19 protein-coding genes are annotated in these 25076 nt (G+C 72.6%); 4 read left to right on the plus strand and 15 right to left on the minus strand.

The window, feature by feature from the left end:
* Positions 1-224 precede the first annotated feature (224 nt).
* The 6 genes from MUB56_RS19035 to MUB56_RS19060 form a co-directional block, all read right to left on the minus strand.
* Positions 225-1034: an enoyl-CoA hydratase gene (locus MUB56_RS19035; RefSeq protein ID WP_244928580.1), complete on the minus strand. Its 810-nt coding sequence runs from the start codon at positions 1032-1034 to the stop codon at positions 225-227.
* Positions 1031-2674 carry an acyl-CoA synthetase gene (locus MUB56_RS19040; protein WP_244928581.1) on the minus strand — a complete coding sequence of 548 codons (1644 nt, stop codon included), beginning with the start codon at positions 2672-2674 and terminating at the stop codon, positions 1031-1033. The genes MUB56_RS19035 and MUB56_RS19040 overlap by 4 nt, the downstream gene beginning before the upstream one ends.
* Positions 2675-2743: 69 nt before the next feature.
* Complete coding sequence (locus MUB56_RS19045; protein WP_244928582.1) at positions 2744-3580, minus strand: SDR family oxidoreductase; 837 nt, start codon at positions 3578-3580, stop codon at positions 2744-2746.
* A gap of 23 nt (positions 3581-3603) precedes the next feature.
* Positions 3604-5088, minus strand: coding sequence for a class I adenylate-forming enzyme family protein (locus MUB56_RS19050; protein WP_244928583.1), 1485 nt, complete (start codon positions 5086-5088; stop codon positions 3604-3606).
* Between the two features lie 116 nt (positions 5089-5204).
* Positions 5205-6803 (minus strand): NAD(P)/FAD-dependent oxidoreductase, encoded by a 1599-nt coding sequence (locus MUB56_RS19055; protein WP_244928584.1) that lies wholly within the window; start codon positions 6801-6803, stop codon positions 5205-5207.
* Entirely contained in the window at positions 6800-7786 is a 987-nt protein-coding gene (locus tag MUB56_RS19060; protein ID WP_244928585.1) for an alpha/beta hydrolase, read from the minus strand. Before MUB56_RS19060 ends, MUB56_RS19055 begins: the two co-directional genes overlap by 4 nt.
* Before the next feature lie 125 nt (positions 7787-7911).
* Between MUB56_RS19060 and MUB56_RS19065 the strand changes: the two genes are divergently transcribed.
* Positions 7912-8559, plus strand: coding sequence for a PadR family transcriptional regulator (locus MUB56_RS19065; RefSeq protein ID WP_244928586.1), 648 nt, complete (start codon positions 7912-7914; stop codon positions 8557-8559).
* A gap of 213 nt (positions 8560-8772) precedes the next feature.
* Here MUB56_RS19065 and MUB56_RS19070 read toward each other — a convergent pair whose 3' ends face one another.
* The 8 genes from MUB56_RS19070 to MUB56_RS19105 form a co-directional block, all read right to left on the minus strand.
* Positions 8773-10488, minus strand: coding sequence for an AMP-binding protein (locus MUB56_RS19070; protein WP_244928587.1), 1716 nt, complete (start codon positions 10486-10488; stop codon positions 8773-8775).
* On the minus strand, positions 10485-11519 hold the full coding sequence (locus tag MUB56_RS19075; protein WP_244928588.1) for an oligopeptide/dipeptide ABC transporter ATP-binding protein: 1035 nt from the start codon (positions 11517-11519) through the stop codon (positions 10485-10487). The genes MUB56_RS19070 and MUB56_RS19075 overlap by 4 nt, the downstream gene beginning before the upstream one ends.
* Positions 11519-12583, minus strand: a complete 1065-nt coding sequence (locus MUB56_RS19080) for an ABC transporter ATP-binding protein (RefSeq protein WP_244928589.1) — start codon at positions 12581-12583, stop codon at positions 11519-11521. The genes MUB56_RS19075 and MUB56_RS19080 overlap by 1 nt, the downstream gene beginning before the upstream one ends.
* Before the next feature lie 8 nt (positions 12584-12591).
* Complete coding sequence (locus MUB56_RS19085; protein ID WP_244928590.1) at positions 12592-13683, minus strand: ABC transporter permease; 1092 nt, start codon at positions 13681-13683, stop codon at positions 12592-12594.
* On the minus strand, positions 13676-14719 hold the full coding sequence (locus MUB56_RS19090; RefSeq protein WP_244928591.1) for an ABC transporter permease: 1044 nt from the start codon (positions 14717-14719) through the stop codon (positions 13676-13678). The genes MUB56_RS19085 and MUB56_RS19090 overlap by 8 nt, the downstream gene beginning before the upstream one ends.
* The gene (locus MUB56_RS19095; RefSeq protein ID WP_244928592.1) at positions 14716-16329 is read right to left on the minus strand and encodes an ABC transporter substrate-binding protein; all 1614 of its coding nucleotides are present in this window, start codon (positions 16327-16329) and stop codon (positions 14716-14718) included. The genes MUB56_RS19090 and MUB56_RS19095 overlap by 4 nt, the downstream gene beginning before the upstream one ends.
* Positions 16330-16475: 146 nt before the next feature.
* Positions 16476-17636, minus strand: a complete 1161-nt coding sequence (locus MUB56_RS19100) for a Zn-dependent alcohol dehydrogenase (RefSeq protein WP_244928593.1) — start codon at positions 17634-17636, stop codon at positions 16476-16478.
* Positions 17633-19048: an aldehyde dehydrogenase family protein gene (locus MUB56_RS19105; RefSeq protein ID WP_244928594.1), complete on the minus strand. Its 1416-nt coding sequence runs from the start codon at positions 19046-19048 to the stop codon at positions 17633-17635. Before MUB56_RS19105 ends, MUB56_RS19100 begins: the two co-directional genes overlap by 4 nt.
* Positions 19049-19159: 111 nt before the next feature.
* Between MUB56_RS19105 and MUB56_RS19110 the strand changes: the two genes are divergently transcribed.
* From MUB56_RS19110 to MUB56_RS19120, 3 genes are read left to right on the plus strand one after another with little or no spacing between them, the layout of a single operon-like run.
* A complete protein-coding gene (locus MUB56_RS19110; RefSeq protein ID WP_244928595.1) occupies positions 19160-20578 on the plus strand; it encodes an aldehyde dehydrogenase family protein in 1419 nt (472 codons plus the stop codon).
* A gap of 26 nt (positions 20579-20604) precedes the next feature.
* Positions 20605-21561, plus strand: a complete 957-nt coding sequence (locus MUB56_RS19115; protein WP_244928596.1) for an alpha/beta hydrolase — start codon at positions 20605-20607, stop codon at positions 21559-21561.
* On the plus strand, positions 21558-23192 hold the full coding sequence (locus MUB56_RS19120) for an NAD(P)/FAD-dependent oxidoreductase (protein ID WP_244928597.1): 1635 nt from the start codon (positions 21558-21560) through the stop codon (positions 23190-23192). Before MUB56_RS19115 ends, MUB56_RS19120 begins: the two co-directional genes overlap by 4 nt.
* Before the next feature lie 189 nt (positions 23193-23381).
* Here MUB56_RS19120 and MUB56_RS19125 read toward each other — a convergent pair whose 3' ends face one another.
* A complete protein-coding gene (locus tag MUB56_RS19125; protein ID WP_244928598.1) occupies positions 23382-25004 on the minus strand; it encodes an ABC transporter substrate-binding protein in 1623 nt (540 codons plus the stop codon).
* Between the last annotated feature and the right edge of the window lie 72 nt (positions 25005-25076).

Below are 25076 nucleotides of genomic sequence, written 5' to 3' on the forward strand. Positions count from 1 at the left end.
CCCTTTGCTCGGTGGACCGTACGCCGAGTACATGTACCGGCGGCGTCGATTCGTCCAATGCCGATGGAGGGTTCTTCCGGGCCGCTTCAGGCGAGCGCGGACGTCCGGGCACGGCCCTGGAGTCCCGGCACCCGGTCGGTGCGTGCCGGTCGCCGATGCCCGGTCGCGGCACGACCCGACGACACGCCGCGAAAAGTGCCGAGAAAGTGACGGGTCGGCGGGGGTCAGTCGCGGGTGTCGCGGAAGACGGCGGGGCGGCCCTCGCGGCGGGCCCGGGTGGCCTCCTCGAAGTTGTCGGTGAGCAGCCTCAGGTACAGCTGGCCGATCCCCTCCGAGGTCATGTGGTCGGGCAGCGAGGAGGCGGCGATCCCGGCCTGCAGGGAGCGCTTCGTCAGCTCGACGCCGGGCTGGGAGAACCGGCCGATGCCGCGCCCGATCTCCACCGCGGCGTCCACCACCGGGTCGGCGAGCCGGGAGACCAGGCCGATCCGGTGCGCCTCGTCGGCGCCGACGTCGCGGCCGGTCAGCATGATGTCGGCGGCGTGCGTGGCCCCCACCGCCCGGGGCAGCAGGTAGCTCAGCCCGAGCTCGCTCGCGGTGAGCCCGTTGTTGATGCCGGCGGCGCGGAAGTAGGCGTCCTGCGAGGCCACCCGGAGGTCGCAGGCCAGCGCCAGGCAGAGCCCGCCGCCGATCGCGGCGCCGTTGACGGCGGCGATCACCGGCTGGTGCAACCGCCGGATGGTGAGGACGACGTCCTCCAGCAGCTCCAGCGAGCGCAGCGCGTACGTCGGCCGCGTGAGTCCATCGACGTGCGGCGGTCGGCCGGCCGACTCCTGGTCCGCGCCGGAGCAGAAGCCGCGCCCGGCACCGGTCAGCACGATCGCCCGGATCGTGTTGTCGTGACCCAGCTCGACCAGGGTGTCCCGGAACGGGACCATCACGTCGAACGCCATGGCGTTCATCCGCTCCGGCCGGTTCAGGGTGACCACGGCGACCTCCGGGACCGGACGTTCGACCAGCACGAAGTCGGTCATCGAGAGCTCCCGCCCGCCGCCGCCGCCAGGTCCTCGCTCGGGTCGATCAGCTCCCGCGCGCTCCGGTAGTCGGCCTTGCCGGTGACGTGGCGGGGCATCTGGCCCACCACCCGGACGGTCCGGGGCACCTTGTAGCCCGAGATCCGGGTCCTCAGGTGGGCCAGGACGTCGTCGACGTCGAGCTCGACGCCGGGGCGCGGCTCGAGGAGGGCGGCGACCTGCTGCCCGTAGCGCGGGTCGGGCAGCCCGAGGACCAACGCGTCGAAGACGGCGGGGTGGGACTTGAGCGCGACCTCGACCTCCTCGGGGTAGACCTTCTCGCCCCCGGTGTTGATGCAGCTGGAGCCGCGGCCGAGCAGCGTGAGCCGGCGGTCCGGCTCGATCTGCACCCAGTCGCCGGGAACGGCGTACCGCACCCCGTCGACGGTCACGAAGGTCCGCGCGGTCTTCTCCGGGTCGTTGAGGTACCCGAGCGGGATGCTGCCGCGGCGCGCCATCAGGCCCACGCTGCCGACCTCGCCGTCGACATCCATCAGCCGGTGGTCCTCGTCGAGGACCACGGTCTCGGGGCCGATCCGCACGACGCTGCCCTTGTCGGCGAGGTTGTCGCGATCGATCCGCCCGTTGCCCGTGAACCCCGTCTCCGAGGCGCCGATGATGTCGGTGAGCATCACGTCGGGGAAAGCGTCGAGCCAGCGCCCCTTGACCTCGGCCGAGAAGATCGCCGCCGCACTGTTGACGGTCCGCAGCGAGCTCGCGTCGTACGGCGTCCCGGCGGCGAGGGCCCGCTCGAACTCCTCGATCAGCGGCCGGGCCATCGCGTCGCCGATCACGGAGATCCCGGTCGCGCGCTCGGCCTCGACCGCCTGCCAGATCTGCACCGGATCGAAGCTCGGGAACATCACCAGGGTGTTGCCGCCGAACAGGCGCAGCAGCATCCCCCACTGCCCGTTCGCGTGCATGATCGGGCCGAGCTGGACCGCGACGATCGGCTCGGACGTCCGGGCCGCCCGCGACTGGTCGTACTCCTCGATGGGCAGGTAGGTGACGAAGTCGATGCCCCCGCCGAGCGTGCGCCAGATGTCCTCGTGGCGCCACATCACGCCCTTCGGGTAGCCGGTGGTGCCGCCGGTGTAGACGATGAAGAGGTCGTCGGCGCTGCGCTGGGCGAAGTCGCGCTCGACGGAGCGGCCGGCGACGGCGTCCTCCCAGGTGACGGCCGGGTGGGCCGGCTGCACCGTGGATCCGTCCTCGATGACCGTCACCGCCTCGATCCCGTGCCGCCCGACGAGATCGCCGAGCGCGCCGGAGAACTGGCGCTCGTGGACCAGCGCGGTGACGCCGGCGTCGCCCAGCACGTGGTCGAGCTCGGCCTCCACGTAGCGGTAGTTGAGGTTGATCGGCGTCCCGCGCACCTTGAAGACGGCCAGCATGGCCACGACGTGCTCGGGCACGTTGCGCGCCAGCAGACCGACCCGGTCGCCGGCACCGACCCCGGTGTCCTGCAGGTGGTGGGCGAAGGCGTTGGCCCGGGCCTCGAGGTCGGCGTACGTCAGCCGCGTGTCACCCAGGACGACGGCGGTGCGGTCGGGGACCACGTCCACGGCGTGCTCGACGAGATCTGCGATGTGGAGGACCATGGCGACACCCTGGCCGGACCTGTGACCCGGGTCACCTGCGTTCCCACCCTGCGGGACCGGACCCGCGGGTCAGGCGAGTCCCAGCTCGCTCACCAGTCGCCCGGCCCGGACCACCGTCCCGAGGTGACGGTGCGCGTCGGGATCGGTGGCGAGCCACACGATCGCCCGGCCGGCGGCGTCGTCGGCCACGGTCGGGACACCGTGCGCGGCGATCTGCTCGGTGCCACCGCGAGCGGCGGCGGCCTCGGTGACCACGAAGCCGGGGTCGACGTTGAACGCGCGTACGCCGGCTGCGGCGTACTCGGCGTTCACCGACCCGGCGATCCGGCCGAACGCCGCCTTGGCGGCGGAGTAGTTCAGGCCCCAGCCGCCCTCGCCCGGAGGCGCCGGCGGGTCGTTGACGATCGAGCCGGACCACAGGTCGACGATGGTGCCGCCGCCGTTCTCGACCATGTGCGGCAGCACCTCCTGAACCAGCGCGAGCTGGTGCAGGACATTGGCCTCCAGGCTGCGGGCGAAGGTGTCGAGCTCGAGCTCCAGGACCCGGGCGTGCGGCAGGTGCAGCACCGCGTTGTTGACGAGCACGTCGACCCGGCCCCAGTCCTCGAGCACGGTGCGGGCGGCGGCGCGGACGCTCGCGAGGTCGGTCAGGTCCATCGGGACGGGCAGCGCGCGCACGCCGTACTCCCGGACCTCGGCGGCGGTGCGGTCCAGGCTGCCGGGGACCGGGATCGCCCGGTCGCCCTCGCGCTGGGTGCGCGGCGGGACCGTGCCCTCGCCCTCGTGGACCGTGCGCGCCGTGAATGCGACGTCGAAGCCGGCCCGGGCCAGGGCCAGCGCGGTCTGCCGGCCGATCCCCCGGCTCGCTCCGGTGACCAGGGCGGTACGGCGGGTGGTGGGACTCATTTGGATCTCCTCGTCAGGGCGGGTCAGCCGCACGTGGTGCCCACCGGCCTCTCCTCGACCATCTGGCGCAGGGCGGCGCGGGACAGCTTGCCGGTGCGGGTCCGCGGCAGCTCGTCGAGCACGACGTAGTCGCCCGGCACCTTGTACGGCGTGAGCCGGGCCCGGACGTGCGCGGCCAGGTCCGCACTCCGGGGCGGGTCGCCCGTCGGGATCACGCAGGCCAGGAGCCGCTGGCCCGAGCGCGGGTCGTGCACCCCGACCACGGCGGCGTCGGCGACCCGGGAGTGCTCCCGCAGCACGGCCTCGACCTCGCGGGGGTCGACATTGAAGCCGGAGACGATGATCGTGTCGTTGACGCGGCCCGCGACGGCGAGCCGTCCCGTGTCGTCCAGCTCCCCCAGGTCGCCGGTGTCGAACCAGCCTCCGGGCCGCAGGTCCGGGGCGTCGGCGTACGGACGGCAGACGTGGTGGCCGCGGACCTGGACCCGGCCGCGCACGCCAGCGGCGACCGGGTGGTCGAACTCGTCGCAGACGCGCACCTCGGTGCCCGGCAGCGGCACCATCCACGGCAGCGGGCCGTCCGGTGCGGACGGCACCTCGCCGAGCGCGACGGTCCCGGAGGTCTCCGTCATGCCGTAGCCGGCCACGACCCGCGGGATGCCGAGCTGCTCCGCGAGCCGCGCGATGTCCGGAGCGGACACCTCGGTGCTCCCGACGATCCCGAGGCGGGTGTTCAGCGCCGCAGCGCCCGGGTCCAGGCCGGCCAGGTCGTGGTAGATCGTGGGCGGCCCGGCGAGCACGGTGATCCGCTCCTCGCGCAGCAGCCGCGTCAACCGTCCCGGGTCGTAGTCGGGCAGCAGCCGGACGGAGGCCCCGGCCAACAACGCGACCAGCAGGATCCCGTTGAAGCCGAACGAGTGCGTCAGCGGCACCGTCGCGAGCCACACGTCGTCGTCGGTGGCGTCCAGCGCGACCCGCACGTCGTCGTACACCCGGAGCAGCTGCCCGTGGGTCATCGGCACGGCCTTGACCGTGCCGGACGTGCCGGAGCTGGACAGCACGAGCGCCGGCGTCGCGATGTCGCACCACTCCAGGCCGAGGGGAGCCGGCTCCGAGGGCAGCGCCTCGAGCTCCGCGAAGGAGATCGCCCCCGGCAACGGGGCGACCGACTCGTCCTGGAGCACCAGACGCGGGTCGAGCTGGGCCAGCAGCCGCTGGCGCTCGGCGTCCGGGACCCGATGGCCGAGCGGCACCACGGTCGCGCCCGCCATCAGCACGCCGTACGCCGCGCTGACCCACGCGGTGCGGTTGGGACCCTGGACGGCGACCCGGTCCCCCGCCACGATGCCCCGCTCGCCGAGGAGTCGTGCCACGGCCCGCGCCCGGGCGGCGAGCTCGGCGTAGGTGAGCGTGCTCGCGTCGTCGCGCACGGCCACCCGGTCGGCGTGGGTGCCGGCGCGGACCTCGCACAGCTCGCCGAGCGTGCGGAAGCCGCGGTGCTCGATCATGTCCGGATCAAAGCAAACGCGTCGACGGTGTGGCCAGGAGTTCTCATCCTGCGAAATTAGCGTGCCCCTCCGTGGTGGTGGTGCCGTCGGCGCTCCCACCGCGGCGACGCCGGCGCTCAGGAGGAGAGCACGAACCCGGCGTACCCCCCGTCGCGTGCGTCGTCGCAGAGCCGGCCGTACGCCGCGAACCCGCCGAGATAGGGCATGAACCCGCGCGGCTTGCCCTCGACGTTGGCCCCCATGTACCAGGACCTCGCCTGCACGAAGAGCGTGCGGGACGCGACCTCGTCGACGTGGGCGGTCCACGCCCGGGCGGCGTCGGCGCGCGCCTCGACCTGGGTGTGCCCCTGCTCGTCGCAGTGCCGGAGCAGGTCGACCAGCCAGTTCACCTGCTGCTCCCCCGCCAGCACCATGTTGGCCAGCACCGAGGGGCTGCCCACCCCGGCCAGGTTGAACAGGTTCGGGAAGCCCGGCACGCCGAGGCCGAGATAGGTCACCGGGCCGTCGGCCCAGGCCTCGGTGATCCGGTCGCCGCGCGGCCCGACCAGGTCGATGCGGGTCATCGCACCGGTCATCGCGTCGAAGCCGGTCGCGAGCACCAGCACGTCGAGCTCGTGGGAGCCCGAGGTGGTCTTCACGCCCCACGGCATGACGGTCTCGATGGGGTCGCGGCGCAGGTTGACCAGCTCGACGTCGTCGCGGTTGAAGGTCTCGTAGTAGTGCGTGTCGGTGCAGATCCGCTTGGTCCCGATCGGGTGGTCGGTCGGCACCAGGTCGTCGGCGACGCGCGGGTCGCGGACGATCTCGCGGATCCGCTCCTCGGCGTACGCCCGGGCCAGCTCATTGACCCGCGGGTCGATGGACTGGTTCGGGAAGACCTTGCCGAAGAGCACGCCGCCTCGCTGCCAGAAGTCCGCGAGCACCTCGCGGCGCTGCTCCTCCGTGAGCGTGAACGGGTCCTCGGGGTGGCTGGTGTGCGGCGACCCGGCCGGCCCGGCCCACGAGATCCGGCGGCGCTCGGCGTAGTCGCGCTGCGCCTGCTCCCACTCCTCGTCGGAGAGCGGCCGGTTGAGGGCCGGGACCGAGAAGTTGGGACTGCGCTGGAAGACCGTGAGGTACGCCGCCTGCTGGGCGAGCTCGGGGATGGCCTGGACCCCCGACGAGCCGGTGCCGATGACGCCGACCCGCTGACCGGTGAGGTCGACCGGCTCCTGCGGCCAGCTCGACGTGCGCAGCAGCCGGCCCGCGAACCGGTCCAGCCCCGGGATGGCCGGGTCCAGTGGTGCCGACAGGCTGCCGGTCGCCAGCACCAGGTAGCGCGCCCGGAGCTCCTCGCCGGCGGCGGTGGTGACCACCCAGCGCGACGCCTCGTCGTCGAACCGACCGCTCTCGACCCGGGTGTCGAAGCGGTAGTGCCGGCGCAGGTCGAACCGGTCGGCGACGTGCTGGAGGTAGCGGAGGATCTCCGGCTGGGTGGCGTAGCGCTCGCTCCACCGCCAGCTGCGCTGGAGCTCCTCGTCGAAGGAGAACGAGTAGTCGAGGCTCTCGACGTCGCAGCGGGCGCCCGGGTAGCGGTTCCACCACCAGGTGCCGCCGACCTCGGGTGCCGCCTCCACCGCGGCGACGCTCCAGCCCTCCTGCTGCGCCCGGTGCACGGCGTACAGCCCCGAGAAGCCCGCACCCACCACGAGGACGTCGACGGTCGTGCTGGTCATGGGTTCTCCTTGGTGGCGCCCGGGCGCGTGGCGCCGAGCAGGCGTCGTACGTCCTGCCACAGCAGCTCGCGGGCCGATGCCGCCGCCCCGAACGGGCCGATCGTGGCGAAGCCGTGGAACAGGTCGGGGTAGTGCCGGTGCCGGACGGGCACGCCGGCCTCGCGCAGCAGGTCGGCGTACCGACGCCCCTCGCTGGACAGCGGGTCCCGCCCGGCCGTGACCACCACCGCCGGCGGCAGGCCGGCGAGGCTGGCCGCCCGGGACGGTACGACGTGCTCGGGCGGGTCGGGCAGCGGGGTGGTGGCGGGGTCGCCGCCGAGGTACTGGCGCCAGTACCACTCCATCGCCGCCCGGGTGTTGAAGTGCCCGGTGCCGTAGCGCCGGTAGCTCTCCGAGTCGAAGTCCGGCTCGATGACCGGGTAGAGCAGGACCTGGCCGGCCAGCGGCGGGTCGTCGTCGCGCGCCCGCAGAGCCGTGACCGCGGCGAGGTTGCCGCCCGCGCTGTCGCCGGCGACCACGACCCGTCCGGGGTCGACGCCGAGACGCTCGGCCTCCGCGTGCACCCAGTGGAGCGCGGCGAGGGCGTCGTGGGCGGCCGTCGGGGCGGGGTGCTCGGGGGCCAGGCGATAGTCCACCGACACCACGACCGCGTCGACGGCCCGGGCCAGGGTGCGGCAGAACCCGTCGTGGCTCTCGATGCTGCAGAAGACGAAGCCACCACCGTGCAGGAACAGCACGGTCGGCCGGGCCCGCTCCGGACCGTGCGGCTGGTAGACCCGCACCCGGATCTCGCCCCCGGGCACCGGGACCAGGTGGTCCTGCGCCGCACGGACGTCGTCCAGGTTCGTCGCCGGCACCGCGCGCGCCGTCACGGCGGCCCGCGCCGCGGGCCCGCTCATCTCGTGCACCGGCGGAAAGCCGCCGTCGAGGGCCGCGAGCAGCCCCGCCACCTCGCCGCCGAGAGCGTCGTCCAGCAGTGTCACGCCACATCTCCTCTAGTCAGAACTATTTCTAACCGAAATATTGTCTGGCAACAAGGGGGTGTCCGAACCACTGAGAATGTTTCGAGCCGAAACATGTCGAGAACTCCGACCGGTTAGGATGAGGCATGACGAGCGACGCCCCGGAGGCCCCTCTTCCCGATCTGCGTCCGACCAGCTGGGCCGTCCTCGGCATGTTGTCGTTCGGCGAGGAGCTCTCCGGCTACGACCTGAAGAAGTGGTCCGACTGGAGCCTGCGGTTCTTCTACTGGTCCCCGTCGTACAGCCAGATCTACGGCGAGCTGCGCAAGCTCGAGGACTTCGGCTTCGCCATCTCGCGGGTGGTCAACAAGGACGACGTGCGCGGCAAGCGGCTTTACCAGATCACCCCGGCCGGAGAGCGCGCTGTGGCCCGCTGGGCCGCCGAGGCACCGGTCGAACCGGTCGTGCTCAAGCACGGGGTGATGCTGCGGATGTGGCTGGGCCACGCCAGCGACCCGGCGTTGCTGCGCTCGATGCTCGAGGAGCACCGTGCGCAGACCGAGAAGATGCGGGTCCGCGCGGAGGTGGACGCCGAGGGTGCGCGCCAGGAGCCGGGGTGGGCGTTCCCCGAGATGGTGCTGCGCTGGTCGGAGCGCTACTACGCCGACGAGCGGGACCGGGCCGACCAGATGCTCGCCGAGCTCGACGAGGCGTTCAGCAAGCGCAAGCGCTCCGCGAAGCAGCAGACCTCCGAGCGCCGGTCCTCCGAAGAGCTGCGCTCGCACAAGGCCTGATTCGCCTTGGCCGACCGGCGGCTGGTGTCGGGCGGGTGCGCCCGGCCGCGGTGAGCTGAGCTGGCTCCGCGGCCGGCCACAACAGCCTCAGGTTCATCACGGTATGCAGGTGAGCTCGCACTGCCCACGGTGGGTACGCCATGGGGACTGTCAGCTCGGCTGCATACCGTGATGAATCCGCAGCACGCCCCGCGGGCCGCCGCCAGCGGACGCTCAGTCCGCGGCGGGCAGGTGGGCGGCGCGGCCGTGGGCCAGGAACTCCGCCTCGATCGCCGCGCGTCCGGCCTCGTCGAGCGGCACGTACTCCGGCGTGCGGCCGACGCGGACGTGGACCGGGTCCGAGGTGCGCCAGGCCGTACGACGCAGCGGTGCCTTGCTGACCTTGCCCGAGCCGGTCAGCGGCACGGCGTCGACGACCCGGACGAAGGACGGCCACCACTTGGTGCCCATGTCCGCCTGCTCGGCCAGGAAGGCACCGAACGCGGCGGCGTCGAAGGGCCGCCCCTCCTCCATCTCGACCGCGCACATGACCCGGTCGCCGGTGACCGGGTCCGCGACCGCGAAGACCGGCGCGGAGGCGACCCCGGGGCAGCGCTGGAGGACGCGCTCGACCTGGGCCGCCGCGAAGTTCTCGGAGTCGACCCGCAGCCAGTCCGAGGACCGGCCGGCGAACCAGAACCAGCCGTCGGCGTCGCGGTAGGCCAGGTCGCCGGACCAGAAGTCGTCGCCCCGGACCCGCTCGGCGTACGCCTCGGGGTTCTTGTAGTAGCCCTCGAAGGTGTGGGCGAGACCGACCGCGACGATCTGCCCGACCGCCTCGGGGTTGAGCAGCCGGCCGGAGGCGTCGAGCTCGGCGCGCGGGCACTCCTCGCCGGTCTCCTCGTCGAAGATCCGGACGTCCGCCTCGCCCGCCGCCTTGCCCAGCGAGCCCGGCGGGGTGTCCGGGGTCCGGTTGATGCGGAAGACGCCCTCGCTCAGGCCGTACCCCTCCTGGACCCGGCACCCGAACCGCTCACCGAAGCGGGCGATGTCGGCCTCGGAGGCCTCGGTGCCGTACGCCAGCCGCAGGGTGCCGGTCCGGTCCCGCGGGTCCTCCGGGCGACTCAGCACGTACGACAGCGCGCGGCCGACGTAGTTGACGTAGGTCGCCCCGAAGCGGTGCACGTCCTCGCTGAACCGGCTCGCGGAGAACTTCCGCACGAGGCCGACGGTGGCGCCGGTGGCCATCGCCGGGACGAGGTTCATCATCACGGCGTTGCCGTGGAACAGCGGCATGCACAGGTAGGTCACCGAGTCGCGGTCCAGCTCGATCCGACCGGTCACCGCCGCGGTCAGCCGGGCCAGCCGGCCCTGCCCCACCACGACCGCCTTCGGACTGCCGGTCGAGCCGCTGCTGAACAGCAGCAGCGCGATGTCCTCCGGGGAGACCTCGGTGTCCGGCAGCGCGGCGCCGCGGTGCGCGGCGAGCAGCTCGTCGTACGCCGCGGTCTCGAGCTCGAGGACCCGCTCCTCCGGCACACCGTGGTCCTGGCCACGGACCAGGTGCGCCCACCGCGGCTCGGTGACGATGACGTCGACGTCGGCATGCCGGACGTCGTGGGCGATCTCGGGACCACTGCGGCTGGAGTTGATGCCGACGACCACGGCGCCGGCGAGACCGCAGGCGCCGATCCAGAACACGAAGTCCGGAACGTTGTCGAGGAGCACGCCGACGTGCACCTGACGGCCGTCGGGGCGCGGCGCCAGGTCGGCCAGGGCCGCGGCCCGGGTGGCGCTCTCGCGGACCACCTCATCCCAGGTCCACTGCTGCTCTTCCGTACGCAGGCCGACCTTCTGGTCGCCGACCCGGGCGCGGACGATGCCGGCGAGGGTCGCGGGCGCGTCCCCGTCCGGGACGGGCTGGTGCGTTGCGGTGTGGGTGCTCGTCACGAGGCGAGGGTCTCCTGGGTTCCGAGGGTGGCGGCGAGGTCGGCGTGGTGGCAGGCCAGGAAGTGCCCCGGTCCGGCCTCCTGCAGCTTCGGCTCCTCCGCGGCGCACACCTCGGTGGCGAGCGGGCACCGCGTGCGGAACCGGCACCCGCTGGGCGGGTCGAGCGGCGAGGGCAGCTCCGCCGAGCGGGTCTTGTCGGCCACCCCCTCGGCGTCGGTGGTCGCGCCCGGCAGGTGCGCCTCCGGCACCGAGTCGAGGAGCAGCTGGGTGTAGGGGTGCCGCGCGTGCAGGGCGAGCCGGCCGGAGGGGATGATCTCGCAGACCTTGCCGAGGTACATGACCATGATCCGGTCGCTGATGTTCTTCACCACGGCCAGGTCGTGGGCGATGAAGACCATGCTGAGCCGGTAGCGCTCCTTGGTCTCCTCGAGCAGGTTGAGGATCTGGGCCTGGACCGAGACGTCGAGGCTCGAGACCGGCTCGTCGCAGATGAGCACCTGCGGGTCGAGCATCAGCGCCCGGGCGATGCACACCCGCTGGCACTGGCCACCCGACAGCTCGTGCGGCCGGCGGTCCCAGACCACGTCCGGGTTGAGGCCGACCGCGGTGAGCACCTCCCGGATCTGGGCGTCCTCCACCTTGCGGCCCCAGATGCGCGGGCCCTCGGCGACCAGGTCCTTCACCTTGCGCCGGGGGTTCAGCGAGGAGACCGGGTCCTGGAAGATCATCTGCATCCGGGCGCGCCGCTTCCGCAGCTGGTTGCCGGAGCTCTCGGTCAGGGTGTCACCGCCCAGCCGCACCTCGCCGCTGGTCGGCGGCGGGAGCTGCATGACCGCGCGGCCCGCGCTGGACTTGCCGCAGCCGGACTCCCCCAGGATCCCCAGGGTCTCGCCGTCGACGAGGTCGAAGCTGATCCCCGAGACGGCGTGCACCGTGTGCCCGCCCTTCGCCGGGAACTCCACGACGAGCTCGTCGACGCTGAGCACGCGGTCCTCGGGCGGACGCAGGTGGATGCTGCCGGAGCCGGCCATCAGATCTCTCCAAGTCGGTTGACGGGGTGGTAGCACGCGTGCAGGTGCCGGCCCGGCTGGGCGCCCTCGAGGCCGAGCGCGACCTCGTCGGCGGGCCACAGGTCGGGCACCACCTGGCGGCAGTCGTCCTGTGCGTAGCGGCACCGCGGCGCGAACCGGCACCCGGCGGGCGGACGCACCATGTCCGGCGGGGAGCCGTCGATGGCCTCCAGCCGCAGGTGCGGCGCCTGCTCCAGGCGCGGGATCGCGGCCAGCAGCGCCTCGGTGTAGGGGTGGTGCGGGGTGTCGAAGAGCGAGCGCGCCTCGGCGGTCTCGACCACCCGGCCGGCGTACATGACGGCGACCCGGTCGGTGCGGCCGGCGACCACCCCGAGGTTGTGGCTGATCAGGATCAGCGCCATGCCCAGCTCGCGGCGCAGCCGGTCGAGCAGGTCGAGGATCTGGCGCTGCACCGTCACGTCGAGGGCGGTGGTGGGCTCGTCGGCGATGAGCAGCTTCGGCTCGTTGGCCAGCGCCATCGCGATGACGACGCGCTGGCGCATGCCGCCCGACATCTCGTGGGGGTACTGGTCGATGCGCCGCGCCGGGTCGGGGATGCCGACCAGCGCGAGCAGCTCCAGCGCCCGGGTCCGGGCCTCACCACGGTTCAGCCCACGGTGCTTGCGCAGGCTCTCCGTGAGGTGGGTGCCGATCTTCTTGACCGGGTTGAGGGCGGTCATCGGGTCCTGGAAGACCATCCCGATCGAGGCGCCCCAGAGCTCACGCAGGCCCCGGGCCGGCAGCTGCTGGATGTCGCGGCCGTCGAAGTGCACCGAGCCGGTGACGGTCATCGTGGGACCGGTGGTGTGCAGGCCCATGATCGTGCGGCCCAGCACCGACTTGCCGGAGCCGGACTCACCGACGACGCCGAGGGCCTCGCCGGGGGCGAGGGTGAGGGAGACGCCGTCGACGGCGTTGAGGTCGCCGCGACCGGTGCGGATCACCGTGCGCAGGTCGTCGACCACGAGCAGCGGCGACCCCGCGGGGGCCGGACGCTCCTCGAGGCGGAGGGAGGTGTCGGTCATGTCAGCTCCTAGAGCTTCGCCGAGCGCGGGTCGAAGCGCTTGCGCGCCTTCTCGCCGAGCGCGTTGAAAGCGAACACGGTCAGGAACAGCACGGTGCCGGGGACCAGGACGATGTGCGGGTGCTCCTCGAAGACCCGGCCCTCACCCTCGGCGATCATGTTGCCCCAGGAAGGCGACGGCGCCTGGATGCCGAGGCCGAGGAAGCTCAGCGACGCCTCCGCCACGATCAGCACCGAGATGATGACCATGCCGTACGACGCCAGCGGCAGCAGCACGTTGGGCAGCAGCTCGCGGAACATGATCCGGATGGAGGAGGCGCCCATCGCCTTGCCGGCCAGCACGAACTCGCGCTGGGCGAAGGCCATGGTGCTCGCGCGCGCCATCCGGATCATGCTCGGCAGCGCGAGCAGCGAGAGCGCCAGCGCGATGTTGCGCAGCGTGGGCTCCATGACCGTGGCGAGCGCGATCAGCAGGATGAGCGGCGGGACGGCGAGCAGCGAGTTCGTGAAGACGCCGACGATGCGGTCGGTGGACCGGCGGAAGTAGCCGGCCAGGATGCCGATGGTGCCGCCGACGACCATGCCGATCAGCACCGCCCCGATCGAGACGACCAGCGAGGCGCGGGCGCCGTACACGATCCGCGCGAGCAGGTCGAGGCCGAAGTTGTTGGTGCCGAGCGGGTAGTCGCTGAGCAGGTCCGGCCGCGCGAGCGTCGGGTCGAGCATGGTGGTGGCGATGTCCTCGTGCTCGCCCAGCGGCAGCAGCGGCGCGAAGATCGCCGACCCGACGAGCAGCACCAGCCAGATCGAACACAGCCACAGGGTCAGGTCGAAGGCCGGGCCGAACCGGTACCGGCCCAGCTCCGCCGCGCCCAGGTAGAGGACCACGAGGGCCGCGAGGGCCGCCCCCGCCTGGGTCCAGCCGGTCTCGCGCAGGCCGACGAGGACGGCGACCAGGCCGGCGAGGCCGGCGAGCGTCAGCACGATCCCGCGCCACGGGCGCGGGCGAGCTGACCCGCCCGGCGCAGCGTCGACGGCGGGCGGCGTCGCGGCCACCGGGTCGGGCGGAAGGTCGACGGTGGGGACAGTGCGCTCAGACATGAGACCTCCTGACCCGGGGGTCCAGATATCCGTAGGAGAGATCGATCAGGGCATTGGTGACGACGTAGATGACCGCGATGAGCAGCACCGCGCCCTGGACCGTGACGTAGTCGCCGGTGTTGGAGGCGCCGATCACCAGCGTGCCCATCCCGGGGAGGGCGAAGAGGTACTCCACGATCACGGTGCTGCCGATGAGCCGGCCGAGGCTGATGCCCATCAGGGTGATCATCGAGAACGAGGAGGGCCGCAGGGCGTCGCTCACCAGGACGTGGACCGTGCCCATGCCCTTGGCCTTCGCGGCGAGGATGAAGTCCTCCTGCAGCGTGCTGATCAGGTCGTTGCGCAGGATGCGGGTGAACATCGCCGTCTCGGCGAGCGCGATCGTCAGTGCCGGCAGGAACGCGTGGTAGAGGTTCTGGCCGATCCCCTCCGACATCCGCGCCCACTCCGCCCGCGGGAACCAGCCGAGGCCGTTGGCGAAGACCATGATCACCAGCAGGCCGGCGAGGAAGCTCGGGACCGACAGCACCCCGAAGGTGCCGGCGCTGACGATCCGGTCCACCCGACCGCCGGCGTGGTACGCCGACCACATGGCCAGCGGGATGCTGAACAGCAGCGCCATCGCCATGCCGAGCACGGCGATCTCGACGCTGACCGGCAACGCGGAGGCGATCCGGTCGGCCACGTCGTGGTACGGCGGCACCACGGAGGTGCCGAGGTCGCCCTGGACGGCCGAGCCGAGCCAGTCGGCGTACCGGACCAGCAGGGGGTCGTTGAGACCGAGGTCCTCACGGACCTGCGCGTACTCCTCCGGCTCGTGGCCCTCGCCGAGGATGGTGACCGAGGGGTCGGTGTCCATCAGGGACACCAGCGCGAAGGTGCCGAAGCTGACGACCAGCAGGACCGCGACCAGCTCCGCGAGGCGGACCAGGAGGCCGCGGACGCGTCCCCCGGCGCGACGGCGGCGCCGTCGGGCCGGCACCCCGGCCGGCGCCGGAGCGCCGGCCGGGGTGGTCTCGGTGGTGCTGGTGCTCACGAGCCTTCCACCCACGCGTCGTCGAGCAGGACCAGGGTGTTCGTGGAGTCGACCACCCCGTGCACGTCGTCGTTCCACGCGAGCAGCTCGGTGGTCGGGCCGTAGACCAGGGCCGGGACGTCGACGTTCCACTGCTCCTGGATGCGCGACATCACGTCGCGCTGCTCGTCCTCGGTGGCGGCGGCCTGGAACTCGTCGAAGAGCGCGTCCATCTCGGGTCCGGTGTGCATCCCGACCGACAGGTTGCCCTCGCTGTGCAGGGTGGCGAACATCCGGCCGTACGGACCGGCCTCGCGCCAGCTGATGCCCCAGCCGGCGACGTCGTAGTTCTGCTCGACCGCGACCTTGGCGATCTGGCTCTGGACGTCGCGGACCAGGTCGGTCTCGACCTCGAACCCGACCGCCTCGAGCGAGGCCTTCACCGTCAGGGCCGTGGCGCGCGAGGCCGGGTCGGAGGCGTCGAGGTAGGTCAGCTTGCCGTCGAAGCCGTCGGCCTTGGCCTCCTCCAGCAGCTCCTTGGCGCGCTTGGGGTCGGTGGGGAGCGGCTTGACGTCGCTCGCCCACTGCGACGGCTCGGGGAACACGGCGTTGCTGGCGATCCCGGCGCCGTCGAAGGCCCGCTTGGCGACCAGGGCGGGGTCGATGGCGAGGTGCATCGCCTGGCGCACCCGCGGGTCGGCGCCCGGGCGGCCCTCGGTCGCGTTGATGACGGCCACGTTGCCGAGCGAGACCAGGTTGAGGAAGCCGGGGCTCTTCTTCTCGACGAGCTCGTCGACCAGGTCGGCGTCGCGCAGGAACGCCGCGTCGACGGCGTCGGACTCCAGCGAGTCCATCGACGCGGTCGGGTCGTTGAGGAACTTCACGTGCACCTCGTCGAGGTGGGGGCGACCTTCCCAGTAGTCGGCGTTCGCCTTCAGGACGATCTCCTCCTGGGGCCGCTGCTCGGCGAGGGTGAACGCGCCCGCACCGATCGGGGTGAACGCGCCCCCGGCGTCGGACGCCTTCGCCACGACCATGCCCGGACCGGTGGTCAGCATGTAGTCGAAGCTCGTCCACGGCTTGGCCAGCTCGAAGACCACGGTGCGCTCGTCGGGGGTCTTGACGGCGGTGACGTTGCTCGACCAGAGCATCGCCTCGTCCGCGCCCTTCTCGACGTAGCGCTCCAGGCTCCACTTGACCGCCGCCGCGTCCAGCGGGGTGCCGTCGGAGAAGCTGACGCCCTCGCGCAGCGTGAGCGTCCACTCGGTGGCGTCGTCGTTGGCCTGCATCGACTCCGCGAGCTGCGGCACGACCTTGTTGGACGCGCTGTCCCAGCGCAGCAGGACGTCGTAGATCGCCGCCATCTCCAGGCCGCCGGTCGAACCGGCCACGATCGTCTCCGCCGGGTCGAGGAGCGCCGGCTCCGAGAACGCCGCGAAGGTGAGCGTCCCACCGTCGACGGGCTCGCCCGCCTCGGGGATGTTGACCAGTCCGGTCTCGTAGCTCGCCGCTGCGCCGGGCGCGGGCTTGCTCGAGTCCTTGTCGTCACCGGACGCACCGCAACCGACCGTCAGCGCGAGCACGGCCGCGGTGGCGAGGGTGGGACGGACGATCCGGGTGGGCAGCAGCATTGATGTGTTCCTCTCGAGGGGTGTGGCCTGGGTCAGGGACCCGGTGCGCGCGAGCCAAACAGGCGTCGGTGGAGTTGTCTGGTCCAGTCCTGCCCAACGAAACCTGGGCAAGAAAATGTGCGAAGAAGGACTGTCGCAGTGCGATGTCAGGCGAAGGTGACGACCACCCGCGCCGCCTGGCCTCGACGCATCTGCTCGAACCCGGCGTTCGCCTCGTCGAGCGGGATCCGCTCGGACACCAGGGCATCGAGCTCCAGCCGGCCCTGCAGGTAGAGGTCCGCCAGCACCGGGATGTCGCGCGGGAAGTGGTTGGCCCCCATCAGCAGCCCGCGCACGCCCTTGGCGGAGGTGACGAGCGACAGCCCGGGCAGCACCAGCTGCTCGCCGACCGGCGGGATGCCGACGACGTACGCCGTCCGGCCGGCCCGGATCATGCCCACCGCCTGCGTGACCGTGGCCTGGCGCCCCACCACGTCGAAGGCGTGGTCGACACCGCCGGTGAGCTCCTGGACAGCTGCGACCGCGTCGACCGCACCGGCGTCGACGACGTCGGTGGCACCGAACCGGCGGGCCAGCTCGAGCTTCTCGGCGCCGAGGTCGACCGCCACGATGCGCGTGGCACCGGCCAGCCGGGCCCCCTGGACGATGTTCAGGCCGACTCCGCCGCAGCCGATGACCGCGACGCTGTCCCCCGGTCGGACCCCGGCCCCGTTGAGCGCCGAGCCGACGCCGGTGAGGACCGCGCAGCCGAGCAGAGCCGCCCGGTCGACAGGTACGTCGGCCGCGACCCGCACCACCGAGTTGCGGTGCAGCACCGTCCGCTCGATCAGGCCGCCGAGCCCGGCGACCTGACCCACGGGCTGGCCGTCGCGCAGCAGCCGCGGGACCGGGCGCTCGGCCCGGCCCAGGTCGTTGCGGCGGTCGCAGAGGAACGTGCGCCCGGAGCGGCACTCCCCGCAGGTGCCGCAGAACATCGACAGGCAGGCGACCACCCGGTCCCCGGCCGCCAGGTCGGCGACCGCCGACCCGACTGCCTCGACGGTGCCCGCGATCTCGTGGCCGGGCACGGTCGGCATCGCCGTCGGGAGCTCGCCGTCGATCATGTGCAGGTCGGAGTGGCACAGCCCGCAGGCCTCGACCCGCACGCGCACCTCGTCGGGGGCCAGCCAGTCGTCGAGCTCGAGCTCGAGGAACTCGAGCTGCCCCGTGGCCGCGGCCAGCACCGCAGCCCGGACCCGGGTGCGGGTCGCGCCGGGGGTGGCCGCGGCCACGAAGGCCCCGGGGTCGGTGGTCGGGTAGGTCGTCACAGCTGAACCGCCTTGATCTCGAAGTACTCCTCCAGGCCGAACCGGCCGCCCTCGCGCCCGTAGCCGGAGCGCTGGTAGCCGCCGAACGGCGCGGAGATGTTGAACGGGCCGCCGTTGACGGCGACCTGGCCGGTCCGCAGCCGGCGGGCCACGGCCAGCGCTCGGTCGGGGTCGCCCGACCACACAGCGCCGGACAGCCCGTAGTCGGTGCCGTTGGCCACGGCGACGGCCTCCTCCTCGGAGTCGACCGGGATCACGCAGAGAACGGGTCCGAAGACCTCCTCGCGGGCGATCCGCAGGTGCGGCTCGACGCGCAGGACCGTGGGCCGCACGTAGTGGCCGCCGGCCGGTGCCTCCGCCACGGGGTCGGGTCCGCCGGCGATCAGCACCGCTCCCTCGGCGAGGGCGCCCCGGACATGGCCCAGCACCCGCTCCCGTTGGACCGCCGACGCGACCGGACCCACGTCCGTGGCGTCGTCGCGGGGGTCGCCGGTCACGAGCTGGGCGACGGCCTCGGCCAGGAGCTGCTCGACCTCGGTCAGCCGGGAGCGCGGGACGATCAGCCGGGTGAGGGCGGCGCAGGTCTGGCCGTTGTTCATCAGGCAGCCCCGGAGCGAGGCGGGCACGGCTTGGGCGAGGTCCGCGTCGTCGAGGACGACGCTCGCGGACTTGCCGCCGAGCTCGAGGGTCACCCGGGTGATGCCCGGCGCGGCCAGCTCGGCGATCCGCGCACCGGTCTGCGTCGACCCGGTGAAGCTGACGATGCCGACCCGGGGATCGGTCACCAGCGCCTCGCCGGCCTCCGCGCCGGTGCCGACGACGAGGTTCGCGACGCCGGCCGGGAGACCGGCCTCGGCGAGCACCTCGAAGAAGGCGATCGTCGTCAACGGCGCGACCTCCGAGGGCTTGAGCACCACCGTGCACCCGGCGGCGAGCGCCGGGACGAGCTTGGTCGCGAGCTGGTAGAGCGGGTAGTTCCACGCGGTGATGGCGGCGGCGACGCCGATCGGCTCACGGAGGATCAGCGAGTTGCCGATCCGCTCCTCGAACGCGTAGGCCTCGAGCGTCGTGGCGACGTCCCGGACCGTGGCGGCGACCAGGTGCCCGTGCACGGTGCTGGCCAGCCGGACCGGGGTGCCGACCTCCTGGGCCGCCACGGAGCCCAGCTCGTCGGCGCGCTTGGCCACCAGGTCGGCGGTGCGGCGCAGCAGGTCGACGCGGTCGGCCACGCTCGTGGCGGCCCACGCCGGCCAGGCCGCGTCGGCGGCGGCACAGGCCCGCTCCACGTCGTCCGCTCCGGCTCCGCGGAAGCGGGCCAGCACGCTCCCGTCAGCGGCGCTGCCGACCTCGAGCTCCGGACCGGAGCCCTCGCCCCACCGCCCGTCGATGTACGTCGCACGCACGTGCTGCATCCCGTTTCTTCCCCTCGCCAGGCGGCGCACGGCATCGACCACTTGCCATGTCGCAATATGTCATCTAGGAATACTTCAACCTAATACATCGTACGGGTCAAGGGGCATGCCATGGAGACCAGGGATCGGATCCACATCGACGGCGAGTGGGTCGAGCCGCACGGCGAGGAACGCCTCGAGCTGGTCGACCCGCGCACCGGCGAGGTGCACGCCACCGTGCGTCTCGCGGACGCGACGGACGTGGACCGCGCGGTCGCGGGCGCGCGGCGGGTCGCCGACCACGGACCGGCCTGGCCGGTCGCCGCCCGGGTGGCCGCGCTGCGGGCGCTGCACGACCGGATCTCCGAGCGCGCCGACCTGTTCGCCGACACGATGTCGGCCGAGATGGGCTCGCCGGCCGCGTTCGCGCGGCAGGTCCAGGTCGGGATGCCGCTGGCCACGCTGGCCACCACGGCCGACGTGCTGGAGGGGTACGCGTTCGACGAGCCGCTGGGCGACTCGACCATCGCGCGGGAGCCGATCGGGGTGGTCGCGGCGATCACGCCGTGGAACTTCCCGCTGCACCAGGCCCTGGCCAAGGTGGGCGCGGCCCTCGCGGCCGGGTGCCCGGTCGTCCTCAAGCCGGCCGAGACCACCCCGCTCACGGCGTACCTGCTCGTCGAGGCGGCGCGCGACGCCGGCGTACCGGCCGGGTGGCTGCAGCTGCTCCCGGGTCGCGGGAGCGTGCTCGGGTCGGCGCTCGCCCAGCACCCGGACGTCGACATGGTGTCGTTCACCGGCTCCACGGCCGTCGGGCGCTCGATCCAGCGCGACGCCGCCGGCACCATCAAGCGGGTGGCGCTGGAGCTCGGCGGCAAGTCCCCCAGCGTCCTGCTCGACGACCTGGACGACGAGGCGTTCGCGCGCGCGGTGCGCACCAGCGTCGGCTTCGGCCTGATGAACACCGGCCAGACGTGTGCCGCCTGGACCCGGCTGGTCGTGCCCGAGGAGCGGTACGACGACGCGGTCGCCCTCGCGAGCGAGACCGCCCGGGCGTTCGTGCCCGGCGAGAACCTCGGACCGCTGGCGTCCGAGGTGCAGTGGGACCGGGTGGCGGGCCACCTAGCGCGCGCCGTCGAGGAGGGCGCCGAGGTCGTCCACGGCGATCCCGCACCGGCCCGGCCAGAGCGCGGCTTCCACCTCGGACCCGTCGTGCTCGGCCGGGTCACCCCCGAGATGGCGATCGGCCGGGAGGAGGTCTTCGGACCGGTGGTGGCGATCCAGACGCACGGCGGCGACGACGACGCCGTCCGGCTGGCCAACGCCACCGACTACGGACTCTCGGCGGGGGTGTTCGGGGCCGATCCCGACCGCGCCTTCGCCGTCGCCCGCCGGATCCGGTCCGGGACCGTGCACGTCAACGGCATCAACGGCAACAAGCTCGCGCCGTTCGGCGGCTACAAGCAGTCCGGCCTCGGCCGCGAGTACGGCCGCTTCGGCCTCGAGGAGTTCCTCGAGATCAAGTCGATCCAGCCCCCGCCGCGCGGCTAACCCACGCCCACCACCCCGGAGGATCCATGGCCCTCGACGCCGCCACCATCGCCCTGCTCCAGCAGCTCGCCGCCGCTGGTGGTCCGCCCATGCACGAGGTCTCCCCCGCCGAGGCCCGGGCCCGGCTGGCCGGGCTGGCGACCCTCTACCCGCCCGGCCCGGAGCCGGCACGCTCGGAGGACGTCACGGTGCCGACCCGGGCCGGCTCGCTGGCGGCGCGCGTGATCACGCCCGCGTCCCCCCGCGGGGTGCTGCTCTACCTGCACGGTGGCGGGTGGGTCGTGGGCTCGCCGGCCGAGCACGAGACCCTCGGCCGCGAGCTCGCCCACCGCACGGGCTGCACCGTCGTGCTGGGCAGCTACCGGCTCGCTCCGGAGAGCCCGTGGCCCGCCGCGGTCGAGGACGCCTGGGACCTGCTGGCCTGGGTGAGCGACCACGTCGTCGACCTCGCGGGCGCCGACGCGCCACTCGTGGTGGCCGGCGACAGTGCCGGGGGCAACCTCGCGACGATCCTGGCCCGGCACGCCCGCGACGCCGGCGGCCCGCCGATCGCGCTGCAGGTGCTGGTCTACCCGGTCGTCGACCACGACTTCGACAACGCGTCGTACACCGACCCGGCCAACCAGCTCGCACTCAACCGCGACACGCTGCGCTGGTTCTGGGACCACTACGTGCCCGAGGAGCACCGCGACCACCCCGACGTCTCACCGGCCCGGGCCGACGACCTGGCCGGGCTGCCGCCCGCGGTCGTGCTCACGGCCGAGCACGACGTGCTCCGCGACGAGGGCGAGGCGTACGCCGAGGCCCTCCGCGCCGCCGGCGTGCCCGTCTCGTGCCGCCGCTTCCCCGGCCAGATGCACGGCTTCTTCACCATGGTCGGCCTGCTGCCGGCCGCGGCCGAGGCGCTCGACCACGTCGCCGCCGAGCTCGACCGGTACCTCGCCGACCCCCGTCCGACCCCGCCCACCGAGGAGCATGCATGAGCACCACCGACCCAGCCACCCCCCGCGCCCCCGAGGCCGCCACCACCGTCGACGCCGTCGTCGTGGGCGCCGGCTTCGCGGGCCTCTACGCGCTGCACCGGCTGCGCGGGGAGGGCCTGTCGGTCCGCGTCGTCGAGGCCGGCTCCGACGTGGGCGGCACCTGGTACTGGAACCGCTACCCGGGCGCCCGCTGCGACATCGAGAGCGTCTTCTACTCCTACAGCTTCGACGCCGACCTGGCCCGCGAGTGGGAGTGGTCGGAGCGGTACGCCGCGCAGCCCGAGATCCTGTCCTACCTCCAGCACGTCGCCGACCGCTTCGACCTGCGGCGCGACATCACCCTGGACACCCGGGTGCTCTCCGCGCACCTCGACGAGCCGGCCGGCCGGTGGACGGTCACCACGGACGCGGGCGAGCAGCTGTCCGCGACGTACCTCGTGCTCGCCGTCGGCCTGCTCTCCAGCACCAACCTGCCCCAGATCGAGGGCCGCGACGACTTCGGCGGCCCGACGTACCACACCGGCGCCTGGCCGCACGAGCCTGTGGACTTCACCGGCCGACGGGTGGGCGTGATCGGCACCGGGTCCTCCGGCATCCAGCTGATCCCGCTGGTGGCCGAGCAGGCGGCGCACCTCACGGTCTTCCAGCGCACCCCGAACTTCAGCCTCCCGGCGAAGAACGGGGCGCCCGACGCCGCGAAGGTGACTCGCCTGCGCGAGGACCACGCGGCGATCAAGGAGGAGCTGCGCAGCTCGTCGTACGGCATCCTGCTCGAGCCCCCGACGCAGAGCGCCCTGGAGGTGTCGGAGGCCGAGCGCGAGGCGAAGTACCGCGAACGGTGGGACGAGGGCACCCTCACCGGGATCCTGCAGGCCTACAACGACCTGGTCCGCAACGAGGAGTCCAACGACACCGCTGCGGAGTTCGTGCGGCAGCGGATCGCCGAGATCGTCCGCGACCCGCAGGTCGCCGCGGACCTGATGCCGCAGGGCTACGCCTACGGCACCAAGCGCCCGTGCCTGGACACCGACTACTACGCGACGTTCAACCGCGAGGACGTGACGCTGGTGAACCTGCGGCGCACGCCGATCGAGCGGATCACCCGCACCGGCGTCGTCGCCGGCGGCGTGGAGCACGAGCTCGACGACCTCGTCTACGCCACCGGGTACGACGCGATGACCGGCCCGCTGCTGGGCATCGACCTCCGCGGTCGCGACGGCCGGACGCTGCGCGAGGCCTGGGCCGACGGGCCGCGCAGCTACCTCGGGATCGGGGTCTCCGGCTTCCCGAACATGTTCACGCTCACCGGCCCCGGGAGCCCCTCGGCGCTCAGCAACGCCGTCGTCTCGATCGAGCAGCACGTCGAGTGGGTCGCCGACCTGCTCGCCCACCTGCAGGAGCGAGGCACCCCGCTGGTCGAGGCCGACGACCGGGCCGAGAAGGAGTGGACCGAGCACGTCCAGCTCGCCGGAAACGCGACGCTCTACCCGCGCACCGACTCCTGGTACATGGGCGCGAACGTCCCGGGCAAGCCGCGGGTGTTCCTGCCCTACATCGGCGGCGTCGGCAACTACCGCGCCCGGTGCGACCAGGTCGCCCGCGACGGCTACCCGGGGTTCGTGATCGGCTGATCCCAGCACCGCTGAACGGCGAAGGGCCCCCGATCCGCAGAGCGGATCGGGGGCCCTTCGCCGTCGCGCCGGCCTGCCGACCTGATGGTCAAGACGTTCGGGTGGCCCCGGACGCGACACCGCCCGACGGACCTGGTCGGTCCGCCGGGCGGCGTTCGGCGTACGGGTGTCCGGCTCAGCCGGTGAGGGTCACCCGATCCACGCCTCGTCGAGGAGCACGATCGAGTTGGCCGCGCCCTTGACGCCGTGGACGTCGTCGTTCCAGGCGGTGAGCTCGGCCATCGGCATCCAGGCCAGGAACGGGACGTTCTCGTTCCAGGCCTCCTGGATCTTGACGATCGCCGCCCGCTGAGCGTCCTGGTCGGCCGCACCCTGGAACTCCTCCAGGGCCGCGTCCATCTCCGGGCTGGTCGGCATGCCGTACGTCTGGGTGCCGGTGCTGTGCAACGAGGCGTAGAGCTTCGAGAACGGGTCGCCCTCGCGGTAGTTGATGCCCCAGCCGGCGAGGTCGTAGTCCTTCTCGACCGCGAGCTTGTTGATCAGGTCGGTGACCGTCGGCAGCATCTCGATCTCGACCTCGAAACCGACCGCCTCGAGGGCCGCCTTGGTGACCTGACCGGTGTCGCGAGCGGCCGAGGTGTTCGCGTCGAGGTAGGCGATCTTGCCGTCGTACCCGTCAGCCTTGGCCTCCTCGAGCAGCTTCTTGGCACCCTCGGGGTCGGGTTCGATGCCCTTGACGCCCTCGGTGAACCAGCGGGAGTACTCGGGGAAGAGCAGCGTGCTGGCCATGCCGTGCCCGTCGTACACGCGCTGGCGCACCATGTCCGGCGCGAGCGCCATCTGGATCGCCTTGCGCACCCGGACGTCCGAGCCGGGCCTGCCCTCGCCGCCGTTGATCAGCGCGGTGTCGCTCACGGCCACCAGGTTGGAGTAGCCGCGGTGGCCCGCCTCGAGCACGCCGTCCACGACGTCGGGGTCACGGAAGAACGCCATCTCGACGCTGCCACTGTTGAAGGAGTCCTCGATCGTGGTCTGCTCGCCGAGGTAGACGAACCGCAGCTCGTCGAGGTTCGCCCGCTCGTTCCAGTAGTCCTCGTTGGCCTCGAGCAGCACCTCCTCGCCGGCACGCTGGTGCACGAACGTGAACGGGCCGGCGCCGACGGGCTTGAAGCCCTCGCCGACCGGACCGGCCGCCGCGCCGACGATCATGCCGGGGCCGGACGCGAGCATCGCCGGGAACATCGTCCACGGCTTGTTCAGCGAGTAGACGACCGTCTTGTCGTCGGGGGCCTCGATCGACGTCACGTTGTCGTTCCACAGGGCCGCCTCCGGGGCGCGCGCCGAGGAGTACCGCACCTGGCTGGCCTTGACGGCCGCCGCGTCGAGCGGGGTGCCGTCGGAGAAGGTCACCCCGTCACGCAGGGTGAGGGTCCACTCCGTGTTCTCGGCGTTGGCCTCGATGGAGTCCGCGAGCTGCGGGACGAATTCCTGGGACTCGGTGTCGTAGCGCAGCAGCACGTCGTAGATGGCGGCCATCTCGGTGCCGCCCGTCGTCACCGCCGCGATCGAGACCGCGGGGTCGAGGCTGCGGGGCTCGGAGTACATCGCATAGCTCAGCTGGCCCCCCGACTTCGGGTCGCCGCCCGGGTCCTCGCCGCCCACCATGCCCTCGGTGTACTCGAACTCCCCGCTGGTCTCGGCGTCACCTCCGCCTCCCCCGTCCGAGTCGTCGTCCCCACCACAGCCGACGAGCAGCGACAACGTCGCCACCATCACCACTGCGGGCCGCAGCACGTTCCTGCGTCGCTTCATCGCATCCTCCTGGTCGAGCGACCCCATCTGTAAGGGGCGCCACATCCGGGACTATATCGGTTAGGCATACTC

Source organism: Nocardioides sp. W7, assembly GCF_022919075.1.
Taxonomy (GTDB): Bacteria; Actinomycetota; Actinomycetes; order Propionibacteriales; family Nocardioidaceae; genus Nocardioides.